At 67.9% G+C, this 20412-nt stretch carries 21 protein-coding genes; 11 read left to right on the forward strand and 10 right to left on the reverse strand.

Annotated elements, in window-relative coordinates:
* The first annotated feature begins 38 nt into the window (after nt 1-38).
* Nucleotides 39-986 (forward strand): NAD-dependent epimerase/dehydratase family protein, encoded by a 948-nt coding sequence (locus AB0L70_RS25305; RefSeq protein WP_363688167.1) that lies wholly within the window; start codon nt 39-41, stop codon nt 984-986.
* A 67-nt stretch (nt 987-1053) separates the two neighbouring features.
* On the opposite strand, the gene AB0L70_RS25310 is transcribed toward AB0L70_RS25305, so the two are convergent.
* Both AB0L70_RS25310 and AB0L70_RS25315 read right to left on the reverse strand, forming a co-directional pair.
* Nucleotides 1054-1929 (reverse strand): hypothetical protein, encoded by an 876-nt coding sequence (locus AB0L70_RS25310; protein ID WP_363688169.1) that lies wholly within the window; start codon nt 1927-1929, stop codon nt 1054-1056.
* Nucleotides 1930-1962: 33 nt separating this feature from the next.
* Nucleotides 1963-2874, reverse strand: coding sequence for a GntR family transcriptional regulator (locus AB0L70_RS25315; RefSeq protein ID WP_363688171.1), 912 nt, complete (start codon nt 2872-2874; stop codon nt 1963-1965).
* A 119-nt stretch (nt 2875-2993) separates the two neighbouring features.
* Here AB0L70_RS25315 and AB0L70_RS25320 point away from each other — a divergent pair, with 119 nt between their 5' ends.
* From AB0L70_RS25320 to AB0L70_RS25340, 5 genes are all read left to right on the forward strand, one after another.
* Nucleotides 2994-3809 (forward strand): ABC transporter ATP-binding protein, encoded by an 816-nt coding sequence (locus tag AB0L70_RS25320; protein WP_363688173.1) that lies wholly within the window; start codon nt 2994-2996, stop codon nt 3807-3809.
* A 9-nt stretch (nt 3810-3818) separates the two neighbouring features.
* The gene (locus AB0L70_RS25325) at nt 3819-4799 is read left to right on the forward strand and encodes an iron-siderophore ABC transporter substrate-binding protein (RefSeq protein WP_363688175.1); all 981 of its coding nucleotides are present in this window, start codon (nt 3819-3821) and stop codon (nt 4797-4799) included.
* Complete coding sequence (locus AB0L70_RS25330) at nt 4796-6889, forward strand: iron ABC transporter permease (RefSeq protein ID WP_363688177.1); 2094 nt, start codon at nt 4796-4798, stop codon at nt 6887-6889. The genes AB0L70_RS25325 and AB0L70_RS25330 overlap by 4 nt, the downstream gene beginning before the upstream one ends.
* Nucleotides 6890-7207: 318 nt before the next feature.
* On the forward strand, nt 7208-7789 hold the full coding sequence (locus AB0L70_RS25335; RefSeq protein WP_363688179.1) for an HhH-GPD-type base excision DNA repair protein: 582 nt from the start codon (nt 7208-7210) through the stop codon (nt 7787-7789).
* A gap of 97 nt (nt 7790-7886) precedes the next feature.
* A complete protein-coding gene (locus AB0L70_RS25340) occupies nt 7887-8477 on the forward strand; it encodes a TIGR03086 family metal-binding protein (protein WP_363688181.1) in 591 nt (196 codons plus the stop codon).
* Here AB0L70_RS25340 and AB0L70_RS25345 read toward each other — a convergent pair.
* Nucleotides 8430-9662 (reverse strand): FAD-dependent monooxygenase, encoded by a 1233-nt coding sequence (locus AB0L70_RS25345; protein WP_363688183.1) that lies wholly within the window; start codon nt 9660-9662, stop codon nt 8430-8432. The two genes, AB0L70_RS25340 and AB0L70_RS25345, sit on opposite strands and share 48 nt — an antisense overlap.
* Before the next feature lie 164 nt (nt 9663-9826).
* Here AB0L70_RS25345 and AB0L70_RS25350 point away from each other — a divergent pair, with 164 nt between their 5' ends.
* Nucleotides 9827-10765 (forward strand): hypothetical protein, encoded by a 939-nt coding sequence (locus AB0L70_RS25350; RefSeq protein ID WP_363688185.1) that lies wholly within the window; start codon nt 9827-9829, stop codon nt 10763-10765.
* Nucleotides 10766-10837: 72 nt separating this feature from the next.
* Here the strand turns inward: AB0L70_RS25350 and AB0L70_RS25355 are convergent, their stop codons facing one another.
* Nucleotides 10838-12859 carry an NADPH-dependent 2,4-dienoyl-CoA reductase gene (locus AB0L70_RS25355; RefSeq protein ID WP_363688187.1) on the reverse strand — a complete coding sequence of 674 codons (2022 nt, stop codon included), beginning with the start codon at nt 12857-12859 and terminating at the stop codon, nt 10838-10840.
* A complete protein-coding gene (locus tag AB0L70_RS25360) occupies nt 12856-13398 on the reverse strand; it encodes a PadR family transcriptional regulator (RefSeq protein WP_363688189.1) in 543 nt (180 codons plus the stop codon). Before AB0L70_RS25360 ends, AB0L70_RS25355 begins: the two co-directional genes overlap by 4 nt.
* Nucleotides 13399-13516: 118 nt before the next feature.
* On the opposite strand from AB0L70_RS25360, the gene AB0L70_RS25365 reads away from it, so the two are divergent.
* Together AB0L70_RS25365 and AB0L70_RS25370 are read left to right on the forward strand one after the other, a co-directional pair.
* On the forward strand, nt 13517-14002 hold the full coding sequence (locus tag AB0L70_RS25365; RefSeq protein WP_363688191.1) for a TrkA C-terminal domain-containing protein: 486 nt from the start codon (nt 13517-13519) through the stop codon (nt 14000-14002).
* A gap of 3 nt (nt 14003-14005) precedes the next feature.
* Nucleotides 14006-15226: a cation:proton antiporter gene (locus tag AB0L70_RS25370; protein ID WP_363688193.1), complete on the forward strand. Its 1221-nt coding sequence runs from the start codon at nt 14006-14008 to the stop codon at nt 15224-15226.
* A gap of 112 nt (nt 15227-15338) precedes the next feature.
* Here AB0L70_RS25370 and AB0L70_RS25375 read toward each other — a convergent pair whose 3' ends face one another.
* The 5 genes from AB0L70_RS25375 to AB0L70_RS25395 form a co-directional block, all read right to left on the reverse strand.
* On the reverse strand, nt 15339-15902 hold the full coding sequence (locus AB0L70_RS25375) for a YdeI/OmpD-associated family protein (RefSeq protein WP_363688195.1): 564 nt from the start codon (nt 15900-15902) through the stop codon (nt 15339-15341).
* Between the two features lie 41 nt (nt 15903-15943).
* On the reverse strand, nt 15944-16429 hold the full coding sequence (locus AB0L70_RS25380; RefSeq protein ID WP_363688197.1) for a methylated-DNA--[protein]-cysteine S-methyltransferase: 486 nt from the start codon (nt 16427-16429) through the stop codon (nt 15944-15946).
* Nucleotides 16426-16980: a GNAT family N-acetyltransferase gene (locus AB0L70_RS25385; protein ID WP_363688199.1), complete on the reverse strand. Its 555-nt coding sequence runs from the start codon at nt 16978-16980 to the stop codon at nt 16426-16428. Before AB0L70_RS25385 ends, AB0L70_RS25380 begins: the two co-directional genes overlap by 4 nt.
* 122 nt (nt 16981-17102) lie before the next feature.
* Nucleotides 17103-18575, reverse strand: coding sequence for an AlkA N-terminal domain-containing protein (locus tag AB0L70_RS25390; protein ID WP_363688201.1), 1473 nt, complete (start codon nt 18573-18575; stop codon nt 17103-17105).
* A gap of 41 nt (nt 18576-18616) precedes the next feature.
* The gene (locus AB0L70_RS25395) at nt 18617-19075 is read right to left on the reverse strand and encodes a MarR family transcriptional regulator (RefSeq protein WP_363688203.1); all 459 of its coding nucleotides are present in this window, start codon (nt 19073-19075) and stop codon (nt 18617-18619) included.
* Nucleotides 19076-19152: 77 nt separating this feature from the next.
* Here AB0L70_RS25395 and AB0L70_RS25400 point away from each other — a divergent pair, with 77 nt between their 5' ends.
* Complete coding sequence (locus AB0L70_RS25400) at nt 19153-19587, forward strand: SgcJ/EcaC family oxidoreductase (RefSeq protein ID WP_363688205.1); 435 nt, start codon at nt 19153-19155, stop codon at nt 19585-19587.
* Nucleotides 19588-19665: 78 nt separating this feature from the next.
* Nucleotides 19666-20406: an SDR family oxidoreductase gene (locus AB0L70_RS25405; RefSeq protein WP_363688207.1), complete on the forward strand. Its 741-nt coding sequence runs from the start codon at nt 19666-19668 to the stop codon at nt 20404-20406.
* Nucleotides 20407-20412: the final 6 nt, after the last annotated feature.

The raw sequence follows: 20412 nt of genomic DNA on the forward strand, positions 1-20412 counted from the left end.
GTCGCGGCGTTGGCGTAGCGGGGATAGGTTCGGTGGTTGTGCGGATTCTGATACTGGGCGGAAATGGGTTCATCGGGCGTGCGGTCATTGCGGACGCGCTGACACAAGGGGCGGAGGTCGCGTCGTTCAGCCGGGGCAAGAGCGGTACCGATCTGCCGCCTTCGGTGACGCAACTGGTCGGAGACCGGGATACCGGCGACTACTCGGCGCTGCGGACGGGTGAGTGGGATGCGGTCGTCGACCTGAGCGGATACCAGACCAAGCACGTCGACGACGCGATGGACGTCCTCGGTGATCGGGTCGGACGGTATGTGTTCGTCTCGAGCCACGCGGTCTACGTGCGTGATCTGCCCGCGGGCACCGACGAGAGCGCAGCCCGCCGACCACCGATGCGCTCGGCCGAGGTCCTCACCAACGAGACCTACGGTCCTTGCAAGGTTGCCTGCGAAGACGACGTCCTCGCCCGGTACGGCGATCGCGCGACGATCGTCCGTCCCGGCCGTGTCACCGGTCCCGGCGACACTGCGAGCACGGTCCTCTACTGGGTACGACGGGGTGCGCGCGGCGGCCGGGTTGCGTTGCCGACGAAGCCCGAGCAGCCGCTCCAACTCACCGACAGCCGGGACCTCGGCCGTCTCATCGTTCAGCTCGTCACGGACGATCGGCCTGGCGCCTTCAACGCGGTCGGGCCGTTCACGACGATCGCCGAGCTGATCCAGACCTCAGCCACCCTGGCCGGCACCACCGTCGACCTCGTCCAGATCCCGACCGACGCCGTACCCCCGCGTTTCCCGCTGGTAGAACCAGAATCCGAATGGGGCGAACGCCGCCGCAACCCAGCCAAAGCCCGAGCAGCCGGCCTCCCGGCAACCCCCCTCGCCCAGACCATCAAAGACCTCCGCACCTGGGACCAGTCCCGAGGAGAACCAGACCTAGGCTTCGGCCTAACCCCCGAAGAAGAAGCCAACCTCCTCGCAACCCACTAGGTTCCCCAAACCCACTCCCCCGATCCCGGCAGTCCCTCGGCTCCGGCTCCCGGTCCCCCCGATCCAGCTATTCGGGGAGGGCGAGGGTTTTGCCGGCGTCGCGGGCTGCGTTGATGGATTGGGTGAGGGTCTTGTGGAGGGCGTTGGCTTCGTCGGTGAAGTCTTGGACGACTGACGAGTCACCGACGGGCTCGGTACGGGCGAGGAGTTCGATGTAGCGGTCGCCGTCCTCCAGCGCGGCCTCGGCACGAAGGGCGGCGTCGGCCGAGCGGACCCGTTCGGCGTACCTCTCGAGCAGGCTGACCTTCCGCTTGATCGCATCCACCGACAACGTAAGAGCCCGCCGCTGCGGCCCGAGGACCGTCTCCAACTCGGCCGTGACCATCCCGCGGGCGACCTCGCGCTGCCGGGCCCGCAGTACGGTCTGCTCCCGCAGCACCTGCCCGATGTCCCACAGCTGCTCAGGCAGAACCAGCTCGTTCTTCATCTCATCCAGCAACCCCCGCTGAGTGACTGTTGCCTCAAGCACCGTTCGCACCGCCAGCTGCGCCCGGCTCAGCAACCCCGCCGCCTCCGAGTCGAAGTCCCGCGGCAGAAGGTACTTCCCGTGCTCCAACCGCACCGCCTTGTGCCCACGGTCCTCCACCATCGACCGCACCAGCACCCCACCGGTCGCCACCACCGCAACCCCGGCCAGCGCGACGGAGATCCACGCCGCAACCTCAGCCGGCAGCGTCGCCGCCATGATGATCAGCGCGAGGATCCACCCACCCACGCAGACCGCCAGCCACACCAGCAACGTCCCGAAGGTGTTCCCCGGCGCGACCGACCAAGCACTCTGCCGCTTAGGCCGCGCCGCGTCAGCCGGCACGAACAGCTCAGGCCGCGTCGCGGACAACCGCCGCACCCGCCCCGGCACGCCCGGCGCGAACACCGGCTCCATCGCCACCTCCGCAGAAGTCGAGATCGTCGGCACTCAGCGTAGTCGGGCGAACCGTGCTTTCATGCCGTCGAGGACGAGTTCGAGACCGAACTCGAACAGTCGGTCCAGGTTGTAGTCGAAGTCGAAGTCGTCTGCGAGCAGCGCGCGGAATCCGGTCAGATTGCCCGCGGCGACCAGTGTGGCCATCTGCTCAGCCTGCCGGTCGGCCCACTCGTCCGCGGTCAGCCCGGTGTCCTGCTCGGCCTGCTCTTCGGCCTCCAGCGTCAGTGCCACTCCCCGGACGTACGCGAACACACTGATCGCGGCGTACAGAGCCTCGGTCTTGTCGACCCGGGCGAGCGCTCGCAGGACGGCGTCGGTGTGCGGGAGCAGGTTCGGCAGGAGCTGCGGTCGGCCGAGGCTGATCGCGCTAGCCAGCCAGAGATGACGCCGGTACGCCGCCCACTGCACGCGCGCCACATCCGCTACCGCATCCCGCCACCGCTTCGGCGCAGCCGCCAGCGGGAACTCCCCGAGCGCATGGTCGACCATCTGCAGCACGAGCGCGTCCTTGCCCCCAACATGCCGGTACAGCGCCATCGTCGACACCCCGAGCTCCGCCGCAATCCGCCGCATCGACAGCGCGGCCAGCCCTTCGGCGTCAGCGAGCTCGATCCCGATCCGCACCACCTCAGCCCGGTTGAGATCCACGATCCCTTCCGGCTGAGCCGCGCGTACGCCGGACCGCCGGGGAGGCGGACCGACCACGGTCCCGACTCCCGGGCTCGCGTGCACCAACCGCTCCTGCTGCAGGGTCTGCAACGCCTTGGTAGCGGTCGCCATAGCCACGCCAAAGTCCCGCACCAGCGCCCGCGTAGACGGCACCCGCTCCCCAGGCTTCAGTTCCCCGGAGACGATCCGCGCCCGAATCTCCCCCGCAATCGCCTGGTACGGCGCTTCACTCATGAACCCCTCCCATGCTAGTGCACATACATCGTACGCGCACTACGCACCCTGAGAGGCGGCATGTCTCACAACGAGACCTGACCCTGACACGTCAGGTTAGGTAAGGCTATCCTGCTCGCATGCGGGAGATGGTGGGGCTGGCGGGCGACGAGTTGCGGCTCGGGTATCACGGGCAGTGCGTGGTCGACGGCGCCTCGTTGCGGATCGAGGCGGCCAGCGTGACCGCACTCGTCGGCCCCAACGGGAGCGGGAAATCGACGCTGCTGCGAGCCCTGGCCCGCCTTCACCATCCGGACGCCGGCCGGATCAACCTCCCGGACGACACCAACGCGCTCGACCTGTCCGCGAAGGAGTTCGCGCGCAAGGTCACCCTCCTGTCCCAGTCGCGACCCACTCCCAACGGTGTGAGTGTGCGCGACGTCGTCGGGTACGGGCGTCACCCGCATCGGAGCCGTTGGCGCAACGACGACCCGGACGGCAACCGCGCGATCGACCACGCGATGGCGGTCACCGGCGTCACCTCGATGGCCGACCGAGCCGTCGACGAACTGTCCGGTGGTGAGCTGCAGCGCGTCTGGCTCGCAACCTGCCTCGCGCAGGACACCGGCGTACTGCTGCTCGACGAGCCGACCACGTTCCTCGATCTGCGGTACCAGATCGAGATCCTCGACCTGATGCGTGAGCTCGCGGACGAGCACGGGGTCGCGGTCGGCGTCGTACTGCACGACCTGAACCAGGCGGCCGCCGTGGCCGACCGGATCGCACTACTCGATCAGGGGCGAGTACGTGCGACCGGTACGCCGGAAGAAGTACTCCGTGCGGACGCCTTGACCGAAACGTACGGCATCACCATCGAGGTCGGCACCGACCCGGCGACCGGGCTGGTCGCGACCCGCCCGATCGGCAAACACCTGACCCGCGTCACGACAATCTGAGGTCTTCTGATGAGACGAACCACCGCTCTGTTCGCCGCAGCCCTGTTCGCCGCCACCGCGTTGACCGCGTGCGGAACCAGCGAACCCACCTCCTCCAGCGACGCCAGTGACGCTGCCGCCCAGCCGGTCTCCCTGACCGACGGCCGGAACAAGAAGCTCGACCTGAAGGCGCCTGCGGCCAAGGTCGTCGCGCTCGAGTGGGGCGCGGCCGAGAACCTCGTCTCGCTCGGCGTGATGCCGGTCGGCGTCGCCGACACCAAGGGGTACACGAACTGGGTCACCGCGGCCAAGCTCGACCCGTCGGTCAAGGATGTCGGGACCCGCGGCGAGGCCAGCGTGGACGCGATCGTCGCGCTCAACCCGGACCTGGTCATCACCACCACCGACGAGGCGGCCAACACGATCGCGCAGATCGAGAAGGCGGCGCCGGTGCTGGTGATCCGCGGCGCGGACGCGGCGAACGCGATCCCGCAGATGAAGACGAACCTGGAGATGATCGGGACCGCCGTCGGCAAGGCCGAGCAGGCCAAGCAGATCAATGCCGACTTCGACAAGGCGGTTGCCGACGGCAAGCAGAAGATCGCCGACGCGGGCAAGGCCGGCGAAGGCTTCACGATGGCTGACGGTTACAAGCAGGGCAGCACGATCTCGATCCGGATGTACACCACCGGCTCGCTGCTCGGCGCGGTCACAACCGAGCTCGGGCTGAAGAACGGCTGGACCGGCGCCGGGGACAAGGACTACGGACTGGCTCAGACCGACCTCGAGGGGCTCACCAAGCTCAAGGACGGCAACTTCCTCTACATCGCGAACAAGAACGACGGCGGTGACGTGTTCGGCGGCGACCTGGCCGGGAACGCGATCTGGAAGAACCTGCCGTTCGTGAAGAGCGGCAACGTGCACCGGCTGCCGGACGGCATCTGGATGTTCGGCGGCCCGAAGTCCACCGAGCAGTTCATCGACGCGACGGTCCAGGCAGTCACCTCTTGACCCAGGTCACCACCGCGCCCAGTCCCGCGGTCGCGATCCAGCAGCCGGTACGCCGGATCCGCGTCGCCGGTGTGTTCACGGTCGCCGTCATCGGGATCGTCGTACTGGCCGGTGTCCATCTCACCCAGGGCACGTCGTCGGTGAACGCCGGCGACCTGCTCCGGCTGCTGGTCGGGCACGGTTCCGACGACGCGGCCAACGTCCTGGTCGCATCGCGGCTGCCCCGACTGCTGGCCGGCGTACTCGTCGGCGTGGCACTCGGGGTGGCCGGTGCCGGTCTGCAGTCGCTGGCCCGCAACCCGCTCGCCTCGCCCGACACGTTGGGGGTCAATGCAGGGGCGTATTTGGCGGTCGTGGTGGTGGCCGCGTTCGGCATCCCGTTGCCCGTCCTCCCGGCCGGGGGAATCGCGTTCCTCGGCGGGCTGGCGGCTGCAGTGCTGGTACTGGCGTTGTCCGCCGGCGGATCGTCCGGACCGACGCGACTGATCCTCGCCGGGTCCGCGGTCGCGATGGCGCTGGCCGGCGTGACCACACTCCTGCTGTTGCTGTACCGCGAAGAGACGATCGGCACGTTCGCCTGGGGCGCGGGCACGCTGGTCCAGACCGACCTGAACGCGGTCACCCAGATGGCACCCGTCGTTGCTGTCGGCATCATCGCGGCGTTGCTGCTGGCATCGAAGCTCGACATCCTTGCTCTCGGCGACGACACCGCGTCGGTCCTCGGCGTGAACGTACGGCGGGTACGCATACTCATCACGCTCACCACGGTCCTGTTGTCTGCCGCCGCGGTCACGGTCGCCGGACCGGTCGGTTTCGTCGGCCTGGTTGCGCCGGTCCTCGTTCGGCTGATCGCACCCCTGGTCCCCGGGCTGATGCGGCACCGGGTCCTGTTGCCGCTGTCCGGACTGTCCGGCGTACTGATCGTGCTTGCGTCCGACGTCGTCCTGCGGGCCGTCTTCGGTGGACAGGCCGGGGTGGAGATCCCGACCGGGATCATGACCATGATGGTCGGCGCGATCGTGCTGATCTGGCTGGCCCGGCGGTACCGCGACTCGGGTCCGAGCCGCTCTCCCGGCGGTTCCGGGTCGGGGCTGCGAAGCCGTCGTACGTTCTGGATCGTCGCGGTCGCGCTCGTCTTCCTGCTGGTCGTCGCCAGTGTCGCGGCGATGCTCGCGGGTGACGCATTCCTGCGTACGGGCGATGTCGTCAACTGGATCAACGGCCGGTCGGGCCGGGCGATCACCTACGTCCTCGACCAGCGCTTTCCGCGGGTCGTGTCCGCCGTACTGTGTGGCGCTGCGCTCGCGATCGCGGGTACGACGGTGCAGGCCGTGTGCCGGAATCCGCTCGCCGAACCGGGCATCCTGGGTATCACCGGCGGCGCTGGCGTCGGGGCGATCGCGACGCTGATCCTGTTGCCATCCGCAAGTATTTGGTTGCTGTCCGGCATGGCCGCGATCGCCGCGCTGGTCACGTTCGCGATCGTCTATCTGGTGTCGTGGCGGGGCGGGCTGAGCTCGGACCGGCTGGTGCTGATCGGCGTCGGGGTGTCGTCCGCGGCGAGTGCGATCATCACGCTGCTGATCGTCGCGACCGACCCGTGGAACCTCAGTCTGGCGATGACCTGGCTGTCCGGGAGCACCTACGGGCGGACGCTGCCGCAGGTCCTGCCGGTCGCGATCGCACTGGTCGTGTTCACGCCGATGATCGTGCACGCCCGGCGTGAACTCGATCTGCTGGCGCTCGATGACGACGTACCGCGGATTCTCGGCGTACGGCTGGAGCGGACTCGCCTGGCCGCACTCGTGTGCTCTGCGTTACTGACCGCGGCCGCTGTCTCCGCGATCGGGGTGGTCGGGTTCGTCGGCCTGGTCGCACCGCACGCGGCCCGCGCACTCGTCGGCGGCCGGCACACCCGAATCCTGCCCGTCGCCGCACTCCTCGGCGCAATCCTCGTCAGCGCCGCAGACAGCCTCGGCCGAACCCTCCTGGCCCCCGCCCAAATCCCCGCCGGCCTACTAACCGCCCTAATCGGAGCCCCCTACTTCGTCTACTTGTTGTGGAGGACCCGAACACCACAGCCCAGCTGATCGGTCCGGACCTCCACATCCACGAGGCCCCCAGACCGACCACGACCCAGATTCCACTCGCCGATCACGCTACCCCGTGACAACCATCCGCGCCCCGCCGAAGGCGCCAACAGACAGCCGCCGCGAAGCGGTGTCCTTTGCGGGCGATCACCTCCACCAACACCCGGCTACCCGGTGAAGAGCTCCGTCGCCGATCACGTCACCCCGTGACAACCATCTGCGGCCCGCCGAAGGCGGCAACAAACAGCCGCCGCGCAGCGGTGTCCTTCGCGGGCGATCACATCCATCGGCTCCCAGATTCGTGTCAAGATGGTCCGCATGCTGCGCGAACTGCATCTCACTGGGAACCCGGACGCCGACAAGCTGCTGAATGACGACCCGTTCGCTTTGCTGGTCGGGATGCTGCTGGACCAGCAGTATCCGATGGAGCACGCGTTCTCCGGCCCGTGGAAGATCGCGAACCGGATGGACGGGTTCGATCTGCACAAGATCGCGGCGACCGACCTCGAGACCTTCGTCGAGCTGTGCGTCACGCCACCGGCCATCCACCGGTACGGCGGATCGATGGCCCGGCGGGTGCACGCGCTCGCCCAGCACATCATCGAGACGTACGGCGGGGACACCGCGGGCATCTGGACCCAGGGTCGCCCCAAGCCCGACGGCGCCGAGGTGCTGAAGCGGCTGAAGGCACTGCCCGGGTTCGGCGAGCAGAAGGCCAAGATCTTCCTCGCCCTGCTCGGCAAGCAGCGCGGCATCCAGCCGAAGGGCTGGCGCGAAGTAGCCGGCGCGTACGGCGACCGTGGGTCGCGCCGCTCGATCGCCGACGTCACCGACGCCGCCTCGCTCGGCGAGGTCCGCTCCTTCAAGAAGGCCACGAAGGCGGCCGCCAAAACGGCCTGACCGGCTGCGGGTTGTCCCTTGCGCTCAACCCGATTTCGTGTCGAAACCGGCGTACGCAGCCTATGCTCGCTGAGGGCAGCCGACGGGAGGAGCACGGATGGACATCCGGGATCTGGATCGTAGGGCCGGCGCAGTGCTCGGTGAGATCGTGATGCAGGTCCGGCCGGAGCACCTGTGGTTCCCCACTCCTTGCCCGGACTGGACCGTCCGCGGGTTGCTGCGGCACATCGTGAGTGAGAACGAGGGCTTCGCGGCCGCGGCCCTGAATGGCTCGGCCCCGACCGGCGCCTGGAACGGCGGCCGCCTCGGCGACAACCCGGCCGGGGCGTACCGGCGGTCCAACGTGCGGGTCGCGGACGCGTTCGCCGACGGTGGCGCGCTGGACCGGCTGATGGAGGTCCGCGAGTTCGGCTCGTTTCCGCGCCGGATCGCGCTGACCTTCCACCAGCTCGACTGCGTCGTCCATGCGTGGGACCTGGCCCGCGCCATCGACGCGTCGTACGATCCGCCGCCGGACATGGTCGACATGGCCCTCGACCTGGCCCGCCGGATCCCCGACACCGACGCCGCCCGCGGTCCCGGCGCGGCCTTCGAGCGCAGCGTCAAGGTCCCCGGCGACGCCGCCGACTTCCCGCAACTCCTAGGCCTCCTCGGCCGGAACCCGGACTGGGTCTCCCCGCTCGACTGAGTAGTCCGGCAGCTGGATCGCATCCGGCTGCCCGATCGCCATTTTCGCGAGCAGTCCGGCGAACGGACGCGACGTCATCAGCCGGGTAGACGTGTCACGGAGCCGGATACCGAGAGCGGTCATCGGCATCGCCATCTTGATGCCGCCAGGCGGGAGCTCCATCCGCTGCTCGACGTACGCCTGCATGCGCCTCTGGTACGCCGGGAACGCGCGAACGTGATCGCCCTCTGCCGCGGCCAGCTCGCCCGCGAGAACATACGCGCCAACGAGGGAGAGCGCCGTACCGTGACCAGCCAGCGGTGAACCGCAATACCCGGCGTCACCGGCCAGCACGACCCGATCGCGCGACCATTCGGGTACGACGACCTTACTGATGCTGTCCAGGTAGAAGTCATCGGCATTCCGCAGACCGTCGAGGATGTGCCGCGTATGCCAGCCAAGGCCCTCGAACCGCTGCCTGACCAGGGCTTTCTGTGCTTCCGGATCGCGCCGGTCGTGGCTGATGGTCGGTGATCGGAAGCTCAGCAACGCCTTCGCGAGCTGCGGGTCGTGGTCAGGTCGCAGTCCGACCCAGCGGCCGCCGGGTGCGGAATGAATCTTCATCCAATGGTTCAACGATTCCGGGGTCTCGACGGTGAACCACGACGTGTAGCCACCGAGGTGCTGGACGAACTGCTCCTCCGGACCGAATGCGAGCCGCCGGACCCGCGAGTGCACACCGTCGGCGCCGACCACGAGATCAAACCGTCGCTGACGTCCGCTGGTGAACCGGACCTGGACGCCACTCGTGTCCTGATCGAGTGCGTCGACGGAGTCGCCGTACAAGTACTCGACGTCCGCTGCGGTTGCGTCGTACAGGATCTTTGCGAGATCGCCGCGAAGGATCTCGATCTCCGCGACCGGACCGGCCCCGTCGAACAGTTCGGCCGGCAGCGCGGCGGCCCGGCGTCCGTTCGCGCGGACGTACTCGAGGCCGCGTTCATGCAACCGCCGATCCAGGACCGCGGGCATCAGGCCCATCCGTTCGACGACGGTCCGGGAGATCCCCCGTACGTCGACAGTCTGGCCGCCGGGCCGCGGTCCGGCAGCGATCTCCACGATCGTCGGCGTGAACCCGTACCGCCGCAGCCAGAACGCCAGCGCCGGTCCCGCAATCCCTGCCCCTGAAATCAGAACGGTCTTCATCAGCTTCTCCTTCGACTAGTGCGCGTACGCCGTACACAGTGCACTGGATCGGCGGCTCGAACCAGCGCGCACTAGAGCACTTCCGAGATTCACCTGAACCGATCCGGACGAGTGCACGTGTGACCGCCTGAGACCGACAAGAGACCGCACACTCGGAGGATCTGATGAGGAAGTTCATTGCCGCACCATTGATCGCCCTGGCTGCGATCGCATCGCTGGCGGCCTGCGACGCACCGTTCTACGGCGATTCCACCGAAGACACAGCGAGCCAGGAAGCCCAGCAGGACAACGCGGATGAACCGAACGTTGCCCAAGGCATCAGTCAGAACGACGAGGAGGAGAAGGTTCTCAAGGTCTCGAAGGTGCCAGGTCTGACGCCGATCGTCACCAGCGCGACCGGCCGCACCGTCTACCGGTTCGACAACGACTCCGCGAACCCGTCGAAGTCCACCTGTATCGACGCCTGCCTGAAGCTGTGGGAGCCGGTCCTCGCCGGGTCCGGCGTGGTCGTCGAAGGCGGCGGCATCGACGAGCGGTTGCTCAGCACCATCGACCGTGCCGAAGGCAAGCAGGTCACGCTGAAGGGCTGGCCGCTGTACTACTTCAAGGCCGACCTCCGGCTCGGCGAGCTGTCCGGCCAGGGTCTCAAGGGACTGTGGTTCGCGGCCAATCCCGAAGGTGGCAAGGCGAAGTCGACCACACCGGTCAAGCCCACCGCGCCCACGCAGAAGGACGTGCAGACGTTGACGGTCAACGTGGTCGACGGGTTCATGCCGTTCGTCACCAACGGCGCCGGCCGGACCATCTACCGCTTCGACAACGACTCCAACAAGCCGGCCAAGACGACCTGCTTCGGCGAATGCACCAAGAAGTGGGAGCCGGTACTGGCGGGCAAGAAGGGCGTCAAGATCCTGAGCTCGAAGATCAACGGCGCGAGGGTCGGCCTGATCGACCGCCCCGAAGGCAAGCAGGTCACGCTGAACGGCTGGCCGCTGTACTACTTCGCCAAGGACAAGAAGCTCGGTGAGACCGCCGGCTACGGCGTCAACAACAAGTGGTTCGCCATCGCTCCTGACGGCAAGAAAGCAGTCCGCTGCCTCTGAAACTTCTGGCAGTCGCGTGGCCGGACACCGCTCGGGGGTGTTCGGCCACGCTGCTGTGCACTAGTACGCCGGTCAGATGGTGAGGGCCAGCCTGGTTGCCTGTTCGATGGCTCGTTTCGCGTCGAGTTCGGCCGCGACGTCGGCGCCACCGATCAGGTGGACGGGACGGTTGGTCGCGGCGAGTGCTTCGGCGAGGTCGCGGACCGGTTCCTGGCCGGCACAGATCACGATGGTGTCGACGGCCAGGACACGGGGCTTCTCGCGCTTCGGGCCGAAGGTGAGGTGCAGTCCCTCGTCGTCGATGCGCTCGTAGTTGACGCTGCGGAGTTGCTCAACCTTCTTGTTCTTCAGGGCCGCTCGGTGCACCCAGCCGGTGGTCTTGCCCAGGCCGGCGCCGATCTTCCCGGCCTTCCGCTGCAGCAGGTAGACCTGTCGCGGCGAAGGCTCGGGGTGCGGCTTGGTCAGTCCGCCAGGTGCCACGGTCGGATCCGTGACACCCCACTCAGCCTTCCACGCAGCCAGGTTGAGCGTCGGCGACTCCTCGGTGGTCAGGAACTCGCTGACATCTACCCCGATCCCGCCGGCGCCGATCACGGCCACCGTGGCGCCGACGGACCTACGGTCGCGGACAACTTCGACGTACGAAAGGACCTTGGGGTGGTCGATGCCAGGGATGGACGGGACCCGCGGTACGACGCCGGTCGCGAGGATGATCTCGTCAAAGCCGGCCAGGTCCTCGACGGTCGCGCGGTGACCGAGGTGCACCTTGACGCCGGTCAGCTCGAGCCGGCGCCGGTAATACCGGATCGTCTCGGCGAACTCCTCCTTGCCGGGGATCCGCAGCGCGATCCCGAACTGCCCGCCGAGCTCCTCGGCCGCCTCGAAGAGCTCAACCGCATGCCCACGCTCAGCCGCCGTCACCGCCGCGGCGAGTCCGGCCGGTCCCGCGCCGACGACCGCGAGATTCTTCGTACGGCGAGTTGGCAGCAACTGGAGCTCGGTCTCACGGGCTGCGCGGGGATTGACCATGCAGCTCGCCTTCCGCTTGGCGAACACGTGATCCAGGCAGGCCTGGTTGCAGGCGATACAGGCGTTGATCTCGTCGGCACGATCAGTGGTTGCCTTGAGCACCCAGTCCGGGTCGGCCAGGAACGGGCGCGCCATGCTGACCAGGTCCGCGTCGCCGCGCGCCAGCACCTCTTCGGCCACCTGCGGGAGGTTGATCCGGTTCGAGGTGACCACGGGGATCCTGACGTGTGGCTTGAAGGCTGCCGTCACGCTAGTGAAGGCCGCGCGCGGCACGGAGGTGACGATGGTCGGGACGCGCGCCTCGTGCCAGCCGATGCCGGTGTTGATGATCGATGCGCCGGCGGCCTCGATCTCCTTGCCCAGCGCAACCACATCGTCCCAGCTCTGGCCGCCTTCGACCAGGTCGGCCATCGAGAGGCGGTAGATGATCAGGAAGTCGGTGCCGACGCGTTCGCGGGTCTGGCGGACGATCTCGACCGCGATCCGACGACGGTTCTCCGGAGTGCCGCCCCAGCGGTCGGTCCGCTTGTTCGTGCGCTCGGCGAGGAACTGGTTGATGAAGTACCCCTCGGAGCCCATGATCTCGATGCCGTCGTACCCGGCTTCACGGGCCAGGGCCGCGCAATCGACGTACGCCTTGATCTGTTTGCGTACGCCGCGATCGCTGAGGGCTCGTGGTTTGAACGGGTTGATCGGGGCCTTCAGGGCGGACGCGGAGACGCTGAAGGGGTGGTAGGAGTAGCGGCCGGCGTGGAGGATCTGCAGGGCGATCCGGCCGCCCTCGGCGTGGACGGCGTCGGTGAGGATTCGGTGTTTGCGGGCTTGGCGGTGGCTGGTGAGCTTGGAGCCGAAGGGAGTGAGCCAGCCGGTGCGGTTCGGGGCGTAGCCGCCGGTCACCATCAGGCCGACGCCGCCGCGGGCGCGTTCGGCGAAGTAGGCGGCGAGTTTCGGGAGGTCCTTGAGCCGGTCCTCGAGACCGGTGTGCATCGAGCCCATGATCACGCGGTTCGGCAGGACGACGTGACCGAGGTCGAGCGGGGCGGTGACATGCGGGTAGGCGGTCATCGGGCGTCCTTCCGCAGAGCTTCGATCACTTCGTCGCACCAGTCCACGAACGATTGCTCGGCGCGGATCCCGCCGCGGAGGACGAGGTATTGGTGCAGGTCGCGGTCATGCAGTTTGGCCGGCTTCGGGAAGTCCCGCTGCTGGATCCCGCTGTAGACCTCCAGGCGGGTGGCGTGCTCGGCTCGGTGGCGCTCGACTTCCTTCAGTACGACGCCTGGGCCGCCAAGTGCCGCGCCACGGAGCTTCACGCCGAGGGCATCACGCAGTACGGCGGGATCTGACGGCTCGGCGAGCCAGCGGGTGAGTTCGTCGCGGCCGGATGGGGAGACGCGGTAGACCTTCTTGTCGGGGCGGCCGTCTTGGGCGACGTCGATGTGGGTCACCCAGCCGGCGTCGTCCATGCGACGCAGGACCCGGTAGATCTGCTGGTGGGTAGCCGGCCAGAAGTACCCGATGGACCGGTCGAACCGCCGGGCCAGCTCGTAGCCCGACCCATCCCGCTCAGTCAGTGAAACCAGAATCGCGTGCTCCAGCGCCATACCCAGCACCATACCTATGCAACTCGTTGCACTGCACCTGAGTGCGCTTGAGATCACAGGTGGAGGTGGTGGGGGTTTGGGACAATGGAGGGAGATTCGGCTATGGGGACGGAGCATCATGGACCAGCAGGCCCACCCGACCAAGACGACGTTGCCGGGGATCGGGACTCGGTACGACCTGATCACCGACGGGGGCAAGCACGTGTCGGTGGTGGTGCACAACGATGGGCGGCGGTTCCTCGGGTTCCACGATCCTGCTGACGACGACAGGTGCAAGGACTCTGTGCCGCTGGGGCCCGGTGAAGCGGCGGCGCTCGCCAGCCTGCTGATCCCGGCGCCGATCGACCCGGTTCGCGGTGAGATCGAGATCGATCTTGTGACCGAACACATCCCGATCACGGCCAAATCGCCGTACGCCGGTCGCACCCTCGGGGACACCCAGGCGCGCAGCCGGACCGGTGCGTCGATCGTCGCCGTACTGCGGCGTACCGGCGCGACCCCGTCGCCGACGCCGGACTTCCGGTTCGCGATCGGGGACACGCTCGTGGTCGTCGGGACCCGCGAGGGCGTGGACGCCGTGGCCGATCTGATCGCGGGTGGATGACCGATGCATGAGAACATCACCGCCCTGCTGATCGAGCTGGGCGCGGTACTGCTTGCCCTCGGCATCCTCGGCCGGATCGCGGGGCGGCTCGGGTTCTCCCCGATCCCGTTGTATCTGCTGGCCGGCCTCGCCTTCGGGCATGGTGGGTTGTTGCCGTTGGCAGCCAGTGAGGAGTTCGTTGCCACCGGCGCCGAGATCGGCGTGATCCTGCTGCTGTTGCTCCTTGGGCTCGAGTACACGGCGTCGGATCTGGTGAGCACGTTGAAGACGCAGTACGTATCTGGTGCGGTCGACTTCCTGCTGAACGCGTTGCCTGGTGCCGCGGTGGCGCTGCTGCTCGGCTGGGGTCCCGTGGCCGCGGTTGCACTCGCCGGTGTCACCTGGATCTCGTCGTCCGGCGTGATTGCGAAGGTGGTTGGCGATCTCGGCCGGTTGGGTAACCGGGAAACCCCTGTGGTGCTGGGGATTCTGGTGCTCGAGGATCTCTCGATGGCGGTCTACCTGCCGATCCTGACCGCGCTCCTGGCCGGAGTCGGGTTGGCCGGTGGGAGCATGACACTGCTGATCTCACTCGGCACGGTGAGCGTCGTCCTGTTCATCGCGCTGCGTTATGGGCGACTGGTCAGCCGGGCGGTGTCTTCGGACAACCCGGAGATGTTGCTGCTCGTCGTACTCGGGCTGACGCTGTTGGTGGCCGGGCTCGCGCAGCAGTTGCAGGTGTCGGCGGCGGTGGGTGCGTTCCTGGTCGGGATCGCGTTGTCGGGTGAGGTCGCGCACGGTGCGCGGAATCTGCTCAGCCCGTTGCGGGATCTCTTCGCCGCGGTGTTCTTCGTGTTCTTCGGGTTGAGCACCGATCCGGCCAAGATCCCGCCGGTGCTGGCGATCGCGCTCGGTCTCGCCGTACTTACGGCACTCACCAAGATCGCCACCGGCTGGTACGCCGCCCGCCGGGCCGGCGTCGGCCCAGCCGGCCGCTGGCGAGCCGGCGGAACCCTCGTCGCCCGCGGCGAGTTCTCCATAGTCATCGCCGGCCTCGCCGTCGGCGTAGAACCCAAGCTAGGTCCACTAGCCACCGCCTACGTCCTCATCCTCGTAATCCTCGGCCCGGTAGCCGCCCGCTTCACCGAGCCACTCGCCCGCCGCCTCACCTCCCGACGCCAGTCGGCAACCCCCGCAGCGACCCCGCCCGCCGAGCAGGTTGACCCGGCCAACACCCCTGGCTGATCGAGAGGCGGACCGCCCGCACTCACCAACTGCCCAGCTGGCCGCCGATTCCGGTCGTCGTGAGCGTGAACTCGGGCGAGGGCCGGCGGTTGATGAGTGTCTGGCGTCCGCCTCATCCCGGCTGGTTGGCCCGCTGGTTCTGCGCTGCCCGCGCGACCGTCTCCTCGATGCGGCGGCCTCGGGTTTCGGGGCGTTTGGCGAGGGTGATCCATTCGAGGATGGTGCGGCGGGCTGAGGGTGGGAAGGCGTGGAAGTGGGTGGCTGCCGCCGGGTTCCCCGAGAGCGCTGCCTCGAGGTCGGCGGGGACGATGAGGTTCTGGGCGTCGGCGAGGAGGTCCCAGGTGCCGGTTTGTTTGGCGTGGTCGATCAAGGCCTGACCGGGCGGCTGCATCAGGCCGGCGGCGGTCAGGCGTTCGACGCGGGATCGGTTGACCTTGCTCCAGGTGCTGCGCGGATTGCGCGGCGTGAAGCACTGGTATGTCGACCGATCGTCGCGCTTCACCGTCTTGCTGTCGATCCACCCGAAGCACAACGCATGCTCGACCGCGGCGGCGAGATCCAGTTCAGAGTCGCGGTCGACCACCAGCCAGACCGACCGCTCAGCCCCATCCTGCGCAGCCAGCCACTCCCGCCAGTCGCCAACACCCGCACACTTCAGCGCTTCGTCATCGTTCATGCCACGAGCATGCGCCCGATAAGTGCTCATCCAGTGAGCACTTAAAACAACACATCTCCCCGCTCGTGATCCAGCAGCGCCTGCTTCCGCTCCAACCCGCCGCCGTACCCGGTCAGACTGCCGGTCGAGCCGACCACCCGGTGGCACGGCACGATGATGCTGACCGGGTTCTTCCCGTTCGCCAGACCGACCGCCCGGGACGCCCCCGGGACCAGCCCGAGGGTCCGGCCCAGCTCGCCGTACGTCGTGATTTCGCCGTACGGGATGTCTTGCAGCGCCGTCCACACCCGCTGCTGGAACGGCGTCCCCGCGAGATGCAGGGAGACGTCGAACGTCGTCCGCCCGTGCTCGAAGTACTCCCCCAACTGCTCAGCGACCGCAGGCAGCACCGAGTCGTCGCGATCGCCGAAGGTCTCGAGAGCGGGACGGTGACGATGCTGCTCCATGTACAGCCCGGCCAGCTCGTCGGACGACGTCGCCACCAGGGTGAGTGGTCCGAGCGGGCTGTCCAGTACCGCGTACGTCATCTGGTCGCTTCCCACCGTGGACGGTCGATCCGGTAGAGGACGTGCCGCTGGAGCCGGTGGCCGGCCGGCACGCGGGGGTGGTCGAAGTCGCCGGCCTCGTCGTGGATCATGCCGATCCGTTGCATCACCCGCTCCGACGGCCGGTTCGTGGTCGCGGTGAACGAGACGATCTCGTCCAGCCCGGCCACCTCGAAGCCGTGCGCGAGCGACGCCTTCGCCGCCTCGGTGGCATAACCGTTGCCCCAGGCCCCTTTTGCCAGCCGCCAGCCGATCTCGACCGCCGGCATGAAGTGCGCCTCGAAGCTCGGTACCGACAGCCCGGTGAACCCGATGAACTCACCGGTCTCCTTCACCTCCACCGCCCACAGTCCCCAGCCGCGCTCGTCGATCGCCGGAATGGTCCGGTCGATCAGGCCGTCGCTCACCTCGCGACTCTGCAAGCCGGTGAAGTGCTCCATCACGGCCGGGTCCGAGTTCAGCGCCGCGAACGGCTCGCGGTCGGAGTCACGCCACTGACGCAGCAGAAGACGGTCGGTGGACAGCTCGGTCATGGGGCCTCCTGGCCTGGACTGAGGAACGGAGGGAGCGAAGCGACTGGAGAGACGAGGGAAGGGCAGGAGGCACAGCCCCATGACCCGCCGCGCCGGAGGCGTGGCATTAGTACCGTCATGCTTTACTCCACGGGGATCTTGTTGATGGCATGGTCGCCCGTCGCCCACAGGTACTGGACCGCGTAGGCACGCCAAGGCCGCCACGCGCGAGCGTGGTCGGTCAGAGGTTTAGGGGCTTCAGGCAAGCCTAGATCACGCGCCGCGTACCGGATACCCAAATCACTGGCCACGAAGGCGTCCGGATCCCCGAGCGCCCGCATCGCGATCGACTCCACCGTCCACGGCCCGATCCCGGGCAGCGCGGCCAACTGCTCGCGCGCCTTGTCCCAGTCCGCCCCCGCGCCCAGATCGATCTCGCCGGCGGCCAGTGTGGCGATCAACGTCGTGAGCGTCGTACGCCGGGACTTTGGAAACGCCAGCGTCTCCGGGTCGAGCCCGGCCAGCGCCTGCATCGTCGGGAACAGATGCGTCAGCCCGCCGGCCGCATCCTCGATCGGCTCACCATGCTGGAGCACGAGCCGATGCGCATGCGTCCGGGCCGCCGCCGTCGACACCTGCTGACCGAGCACCGCGCGTACGGCGAACTCCTCGCCGTCGACCGTATGCGGAACCCGACGGCCCGGCGCCTTCACGATCAGCGGTGCCAGCACCGGATCCGTGCTGAGCAGGTCATCCACGGCGACCGGATCGGCATCGAGGTCGAGCATCCGGCGGCACCGGCTGATCGCAATCGCGAGGTCACGTTGATCGGTGAGTGAGAGCTGGCACGCGATGTGATCCGGCATCGGCTTCAACGCGACCACGCCATGACCGTGCGGCAACCGGAGTGTGCGGCGGTAGTGACCGTCGCGCCATTCCTCCACCCCTGGTACGCCGGTCGCGATCAGATGACCGAACAAGTTGTCCGGTGTGAGTGGCGCGCGGAACGGGAGGCGAAGCGCGATCGTGCCAGGCGTAGCAGCCGCCGTACCTCGTTTGGCCCGGCGGCGCAGCTCGGTCGGCGCGAGAGCGAAGACTTCCTGCACGGTCTCATTGAAGGTGCGGACACTCGAGAAGCCCGCCGCGAACGCGACGTCGGCCATCTGCAGGTCACTGGTCTCGATCAGCAACCGCGCGGTCTGTGCGCGCTGCGCCCTGGCCAGCGCGAGCGGACCCGCGCCGAGCTCAGCCTGCAACTGCCGTTGCACCTGGCGGACGCTGTAACCGAGGTGTCCGGCCAGCCCTGGTACGCCGTCACGGTCCACCACCCCGTCCGCGATCAGCCGCATCGCGCGGGCGACCAGGTCAGCCCGGTCGTTCCACTCTGGTGAGCCCGGGCTCGCGTCCGGACGGCAGCGCTTGCAGGCGCGGAACCCGACCTGCTGCGCCGCGGCCGCACTCGGGTAGAACCGCATGTTCTCGACCTTGGGCGGCACCACCGGGCAACTCGGTCGGCAGTAGATCTTCGTGGTCAGCACCGCGGTGAAGAACCAGCCGTCGAAGCGCGCGTCCTTGGACTGGACGGCGCGGATACATCGCTCCCTGCATTCGTACACGCCTCCAGCATCCCTGGCGCCACCGACAGTCGCTAGCGGATTTACGACATGGAGGTGCGCCGTCCGATCAGCTCCTCGGTCGACGCCTGATAAGCAGTGGCAGCCTCGCCGAAGTAGCGGAAGAGGATCGCCTGCTCGGCTTCGGAGTACTCGCCGATCACCGCGCCGAGCCGGCGGCGTGCACCGGCGACAGCCTTGTCGACGGTCTTCGGCGGCTTGCCCATCTCGACGACGACCTTGCGCCGATCGTTCGGATCTTGGCTGCGGCGCACATGCCCGCGTTGCTCGAGACGGTCGATCATCCGGGTGGTGGCGCCGGTACTCAGGCTGGTCCAGCGGGCGAGTTCGCCCGACGTCAGTGGGCCGGTCAGGTCGAGCAGGTTGAGCACGAAGTAGTCGGTCGCATTCAGTCCGGCCGCCTCGGCGCTGGCCAGGCTGTGCAGAACCAGCGCGCTCAGGTATCGCCGGAAAACGGCGCTGTGGTCCTGATCGGTTGACACGTGGGCACACCTCCGAGTTAATATCTGCATCAGTACAGATAATGAGACAGAGCAGATACTGCAAAGGAGAAGCTATCATGCAGATGCAGGAGAAGACCCGCATCCTGGCGGTGCTCGATCGACTGGCGGCGGCCTGGGAGGCCGGCGACGGCGTCGCGTACGGCCGGGAGTTCACCGCCGACGCGTCGTACGTGACGTACGTCGGGACGGTCTATCGCGGGCGGGACGACCTGGCGGCGGGGCACGCGGCGCTGTTCGGGAAGTTCCTGAAGGGGACACGGATGTTCTCCGAGGTGATCGAGTTACGGATGTACGGCGAGCGGATGGCGATCGTGGTGACCCGGGGCGATGTCGGGAAGAAGCGGCCGTCACGGCTCGCGAAGCTGCAGACGTTCACGCTGGTGCTGGAGGACGACGGCGAGTGGCGAGTGGCCGCGTTCCAGAACACCAAGCATCACCAGCTGATGGAGGCCGTGTCGTTCCGGATGCTGCCGGCCAGCGCCCCACGGTGAACTAGCGGTTTTACGACGCCAGGATCCGGTGGCGGATTCTCGCCAGCTTCACAACCGTCGTACCGATGAACTTGAAACATGAACGAACTACTTGGCAAGAAGGCTCTCGTTACCGGTGGCAGCCGCGGGATCGGTGCTGCGACGGCTGTTGCGCTGGCGGAGCGTGGGGCGGACGTCGCCCTGACCTACAACAATTCTCCGGAGGCGGCCGCGAAGGTCGTGAAGGAGATCGAGGCGCTCGGGCGGCGGGCGTTCGCCCTCGAGGTCGACGCCACGGACGCAGTGGCAGTTGGAGACGTCGTACGGCGGGCTGCGGATCTGCTCGACGGGTTGGACATCCTGGTGAACAACGCGGGTGTGGGGGCCATCGGGCCGATCACCGATCTCACCCTGGCCGACGTCGATCAGGTCCTAGCGGTGAATGTCCGCGGGGTCTACGCGGCGACGCAGGCCGCCGTACCGGTGTTGTCGGATGGTGGGCGGCTGATTCACCTCGGCAGCTGTGCCGCCGGACGCGTGACGAGTCCGGGGATGACGCTGTACGCGATGAGCAAGGCGGCGTTGGTCGGGCTGAGCAAGGGCCTGGCGCGGGAGCTCGGATCGCGCCGGATCACCTCGAATGTCGTCCAGCCCGGCCCGACCGACACGGACATGAATCCGGCCGACGGGCCGTACGCGGAGGCGCAGATCGGCGACCTCGCACTCGACCGATACGGCGAACCGAGCGAGGTGGCGGAGGCGATCGCGTACCTGGCCGGCCCACACGCCGCATTCATCACCGGCACCGAGCTGACGATCGACGGCGGCCACACCGCCTGATTGTCG

Origin of the sequence: Kribbella sp. NPDC051952 (assembly GCF_040680855.1) — a bacterium.
Classification (GTDB): domain Bacteria; phylum Actinomycetota; class Actinomycetes; order Propionibacteriales; family Kribbellaceae; genus Kribbella.

Coding starts and splice junctions, on each gene's coding strand:
- AB0L70_RS25345 (WP_363688183.1), bottom strand. CDS start 9,662: ATGAAGACCGTTCTGATTTCAGGGGCAGGGATTGCGGGACCGGCGCTG.
- AB0L70_RS25310 (WP_363688169.1), bottom strand. CDS start 1,929: ATGGAGCCGGTGTTCGCGCCGGGCGTGCCGGGGCGGGTGCGGCGGTTG.
- AB0L70_RS25405 (WP_363688207.1), top strand. CDS start 19,666: ATGAACGAACTACTTGGCAAGAAGGCTCTCGTTACCGGTGGCAGCCGC.
- AB0L70_RS25355 (WP_363688187.1), bottom strand. CDS start 12,859: ATGACCGCCTACCCGCATGTCACCGCCCCGCTCGACCTCGGTCACGTC.
- AB0L70_RS25340 (WP_363688181.1), top strand. CDS start 7,887: ATGGACATCCGGGATCTGGATCGTAGGGCCGGCGCAGTGCTCGGTGAG.
- AB0L70_RS25400 (WP_363688205.1), top strand. CDS start 19,153: ATGCAGATGCAGGAGAAGACCCGCATCCTGGCGGTGCTCGATCGACTG.
- AB0L70_RS25380 (WP_363688197.1), bottom strand. CDS start 16,429: ATGACGTACGCGGTACTGGACAGCCCGCTCGGACCACTCACCCTGGTG.
- AB0L70_RS25375 (WP_363688195.1), bottom strand. CDS start 15,902: ATGAACGATGACGAAGCGCTGAAGTGTGCGGGTGTTGGCGACTGGCGG.
- AB0L70_RS25350 (WP_363688185.1), top strand. CDS start 9,827: ATGAGGAAGTTCATTGCCGCACCATTGATCGCCCTGGCTGCGATCGCA.
- AB0L70_RS25335 (WP_363688179.1), top strand. CDS start 7,208: ATGCTGCGCGAACTGCATCTCACTGGGAACCCGGACGCCGACAAGCTG.
- AB0L70_RS25360 (WP_363688189.1), bottom strand. CDS start 13,398: ATGGCGCTGGAGCACGCGATTCTGGTTTCACTGACTGAGCGGGATGGG.
- AB0L70_RS25365 (WP_363688191.1), top strand. CDS start 13,517: ATGGACCAGCAGGCCCACCCGACCAAGACGACGTTGCCGGGGATCGGG.
- AB0L70_RS25370 (WP_363688193.1), top strand. CDS start 14,006: ATGCATGAGAACATCACCGCCCTGCTGATCGAGCTGGGCGCGGTACTG.
- AB0L70_RS25325 (WP_363688175.1), top strand. CDS start 3,819: ATGAGACGAACCACCGCTCTGTTCGCCGCAGCCCTGTTCGCCGCCACC.
- AB0L70_RS25385 (WP_363688199.1), bottom strand. CDS start 16,980: ATGACCGAGCTGTCCACCGACCGTCTTCTGCTGCGTCAGTGGCGTGAC.
- AB0L70_RS25320 (WP_363688173.1), top strand. CDS start 2,994: ATGCGGGAGATGGTGGGGCTGGCGGGCGACGAGTTGCGGCTCGGGTAT.
- AB0L70_RS25315 (WP_363688171.1), bottom strand. CDS start 2,874: ATGAGTGAAGCGCCGTACCAGGCGATTGCGGGGGAGATTCGGGCGCGG.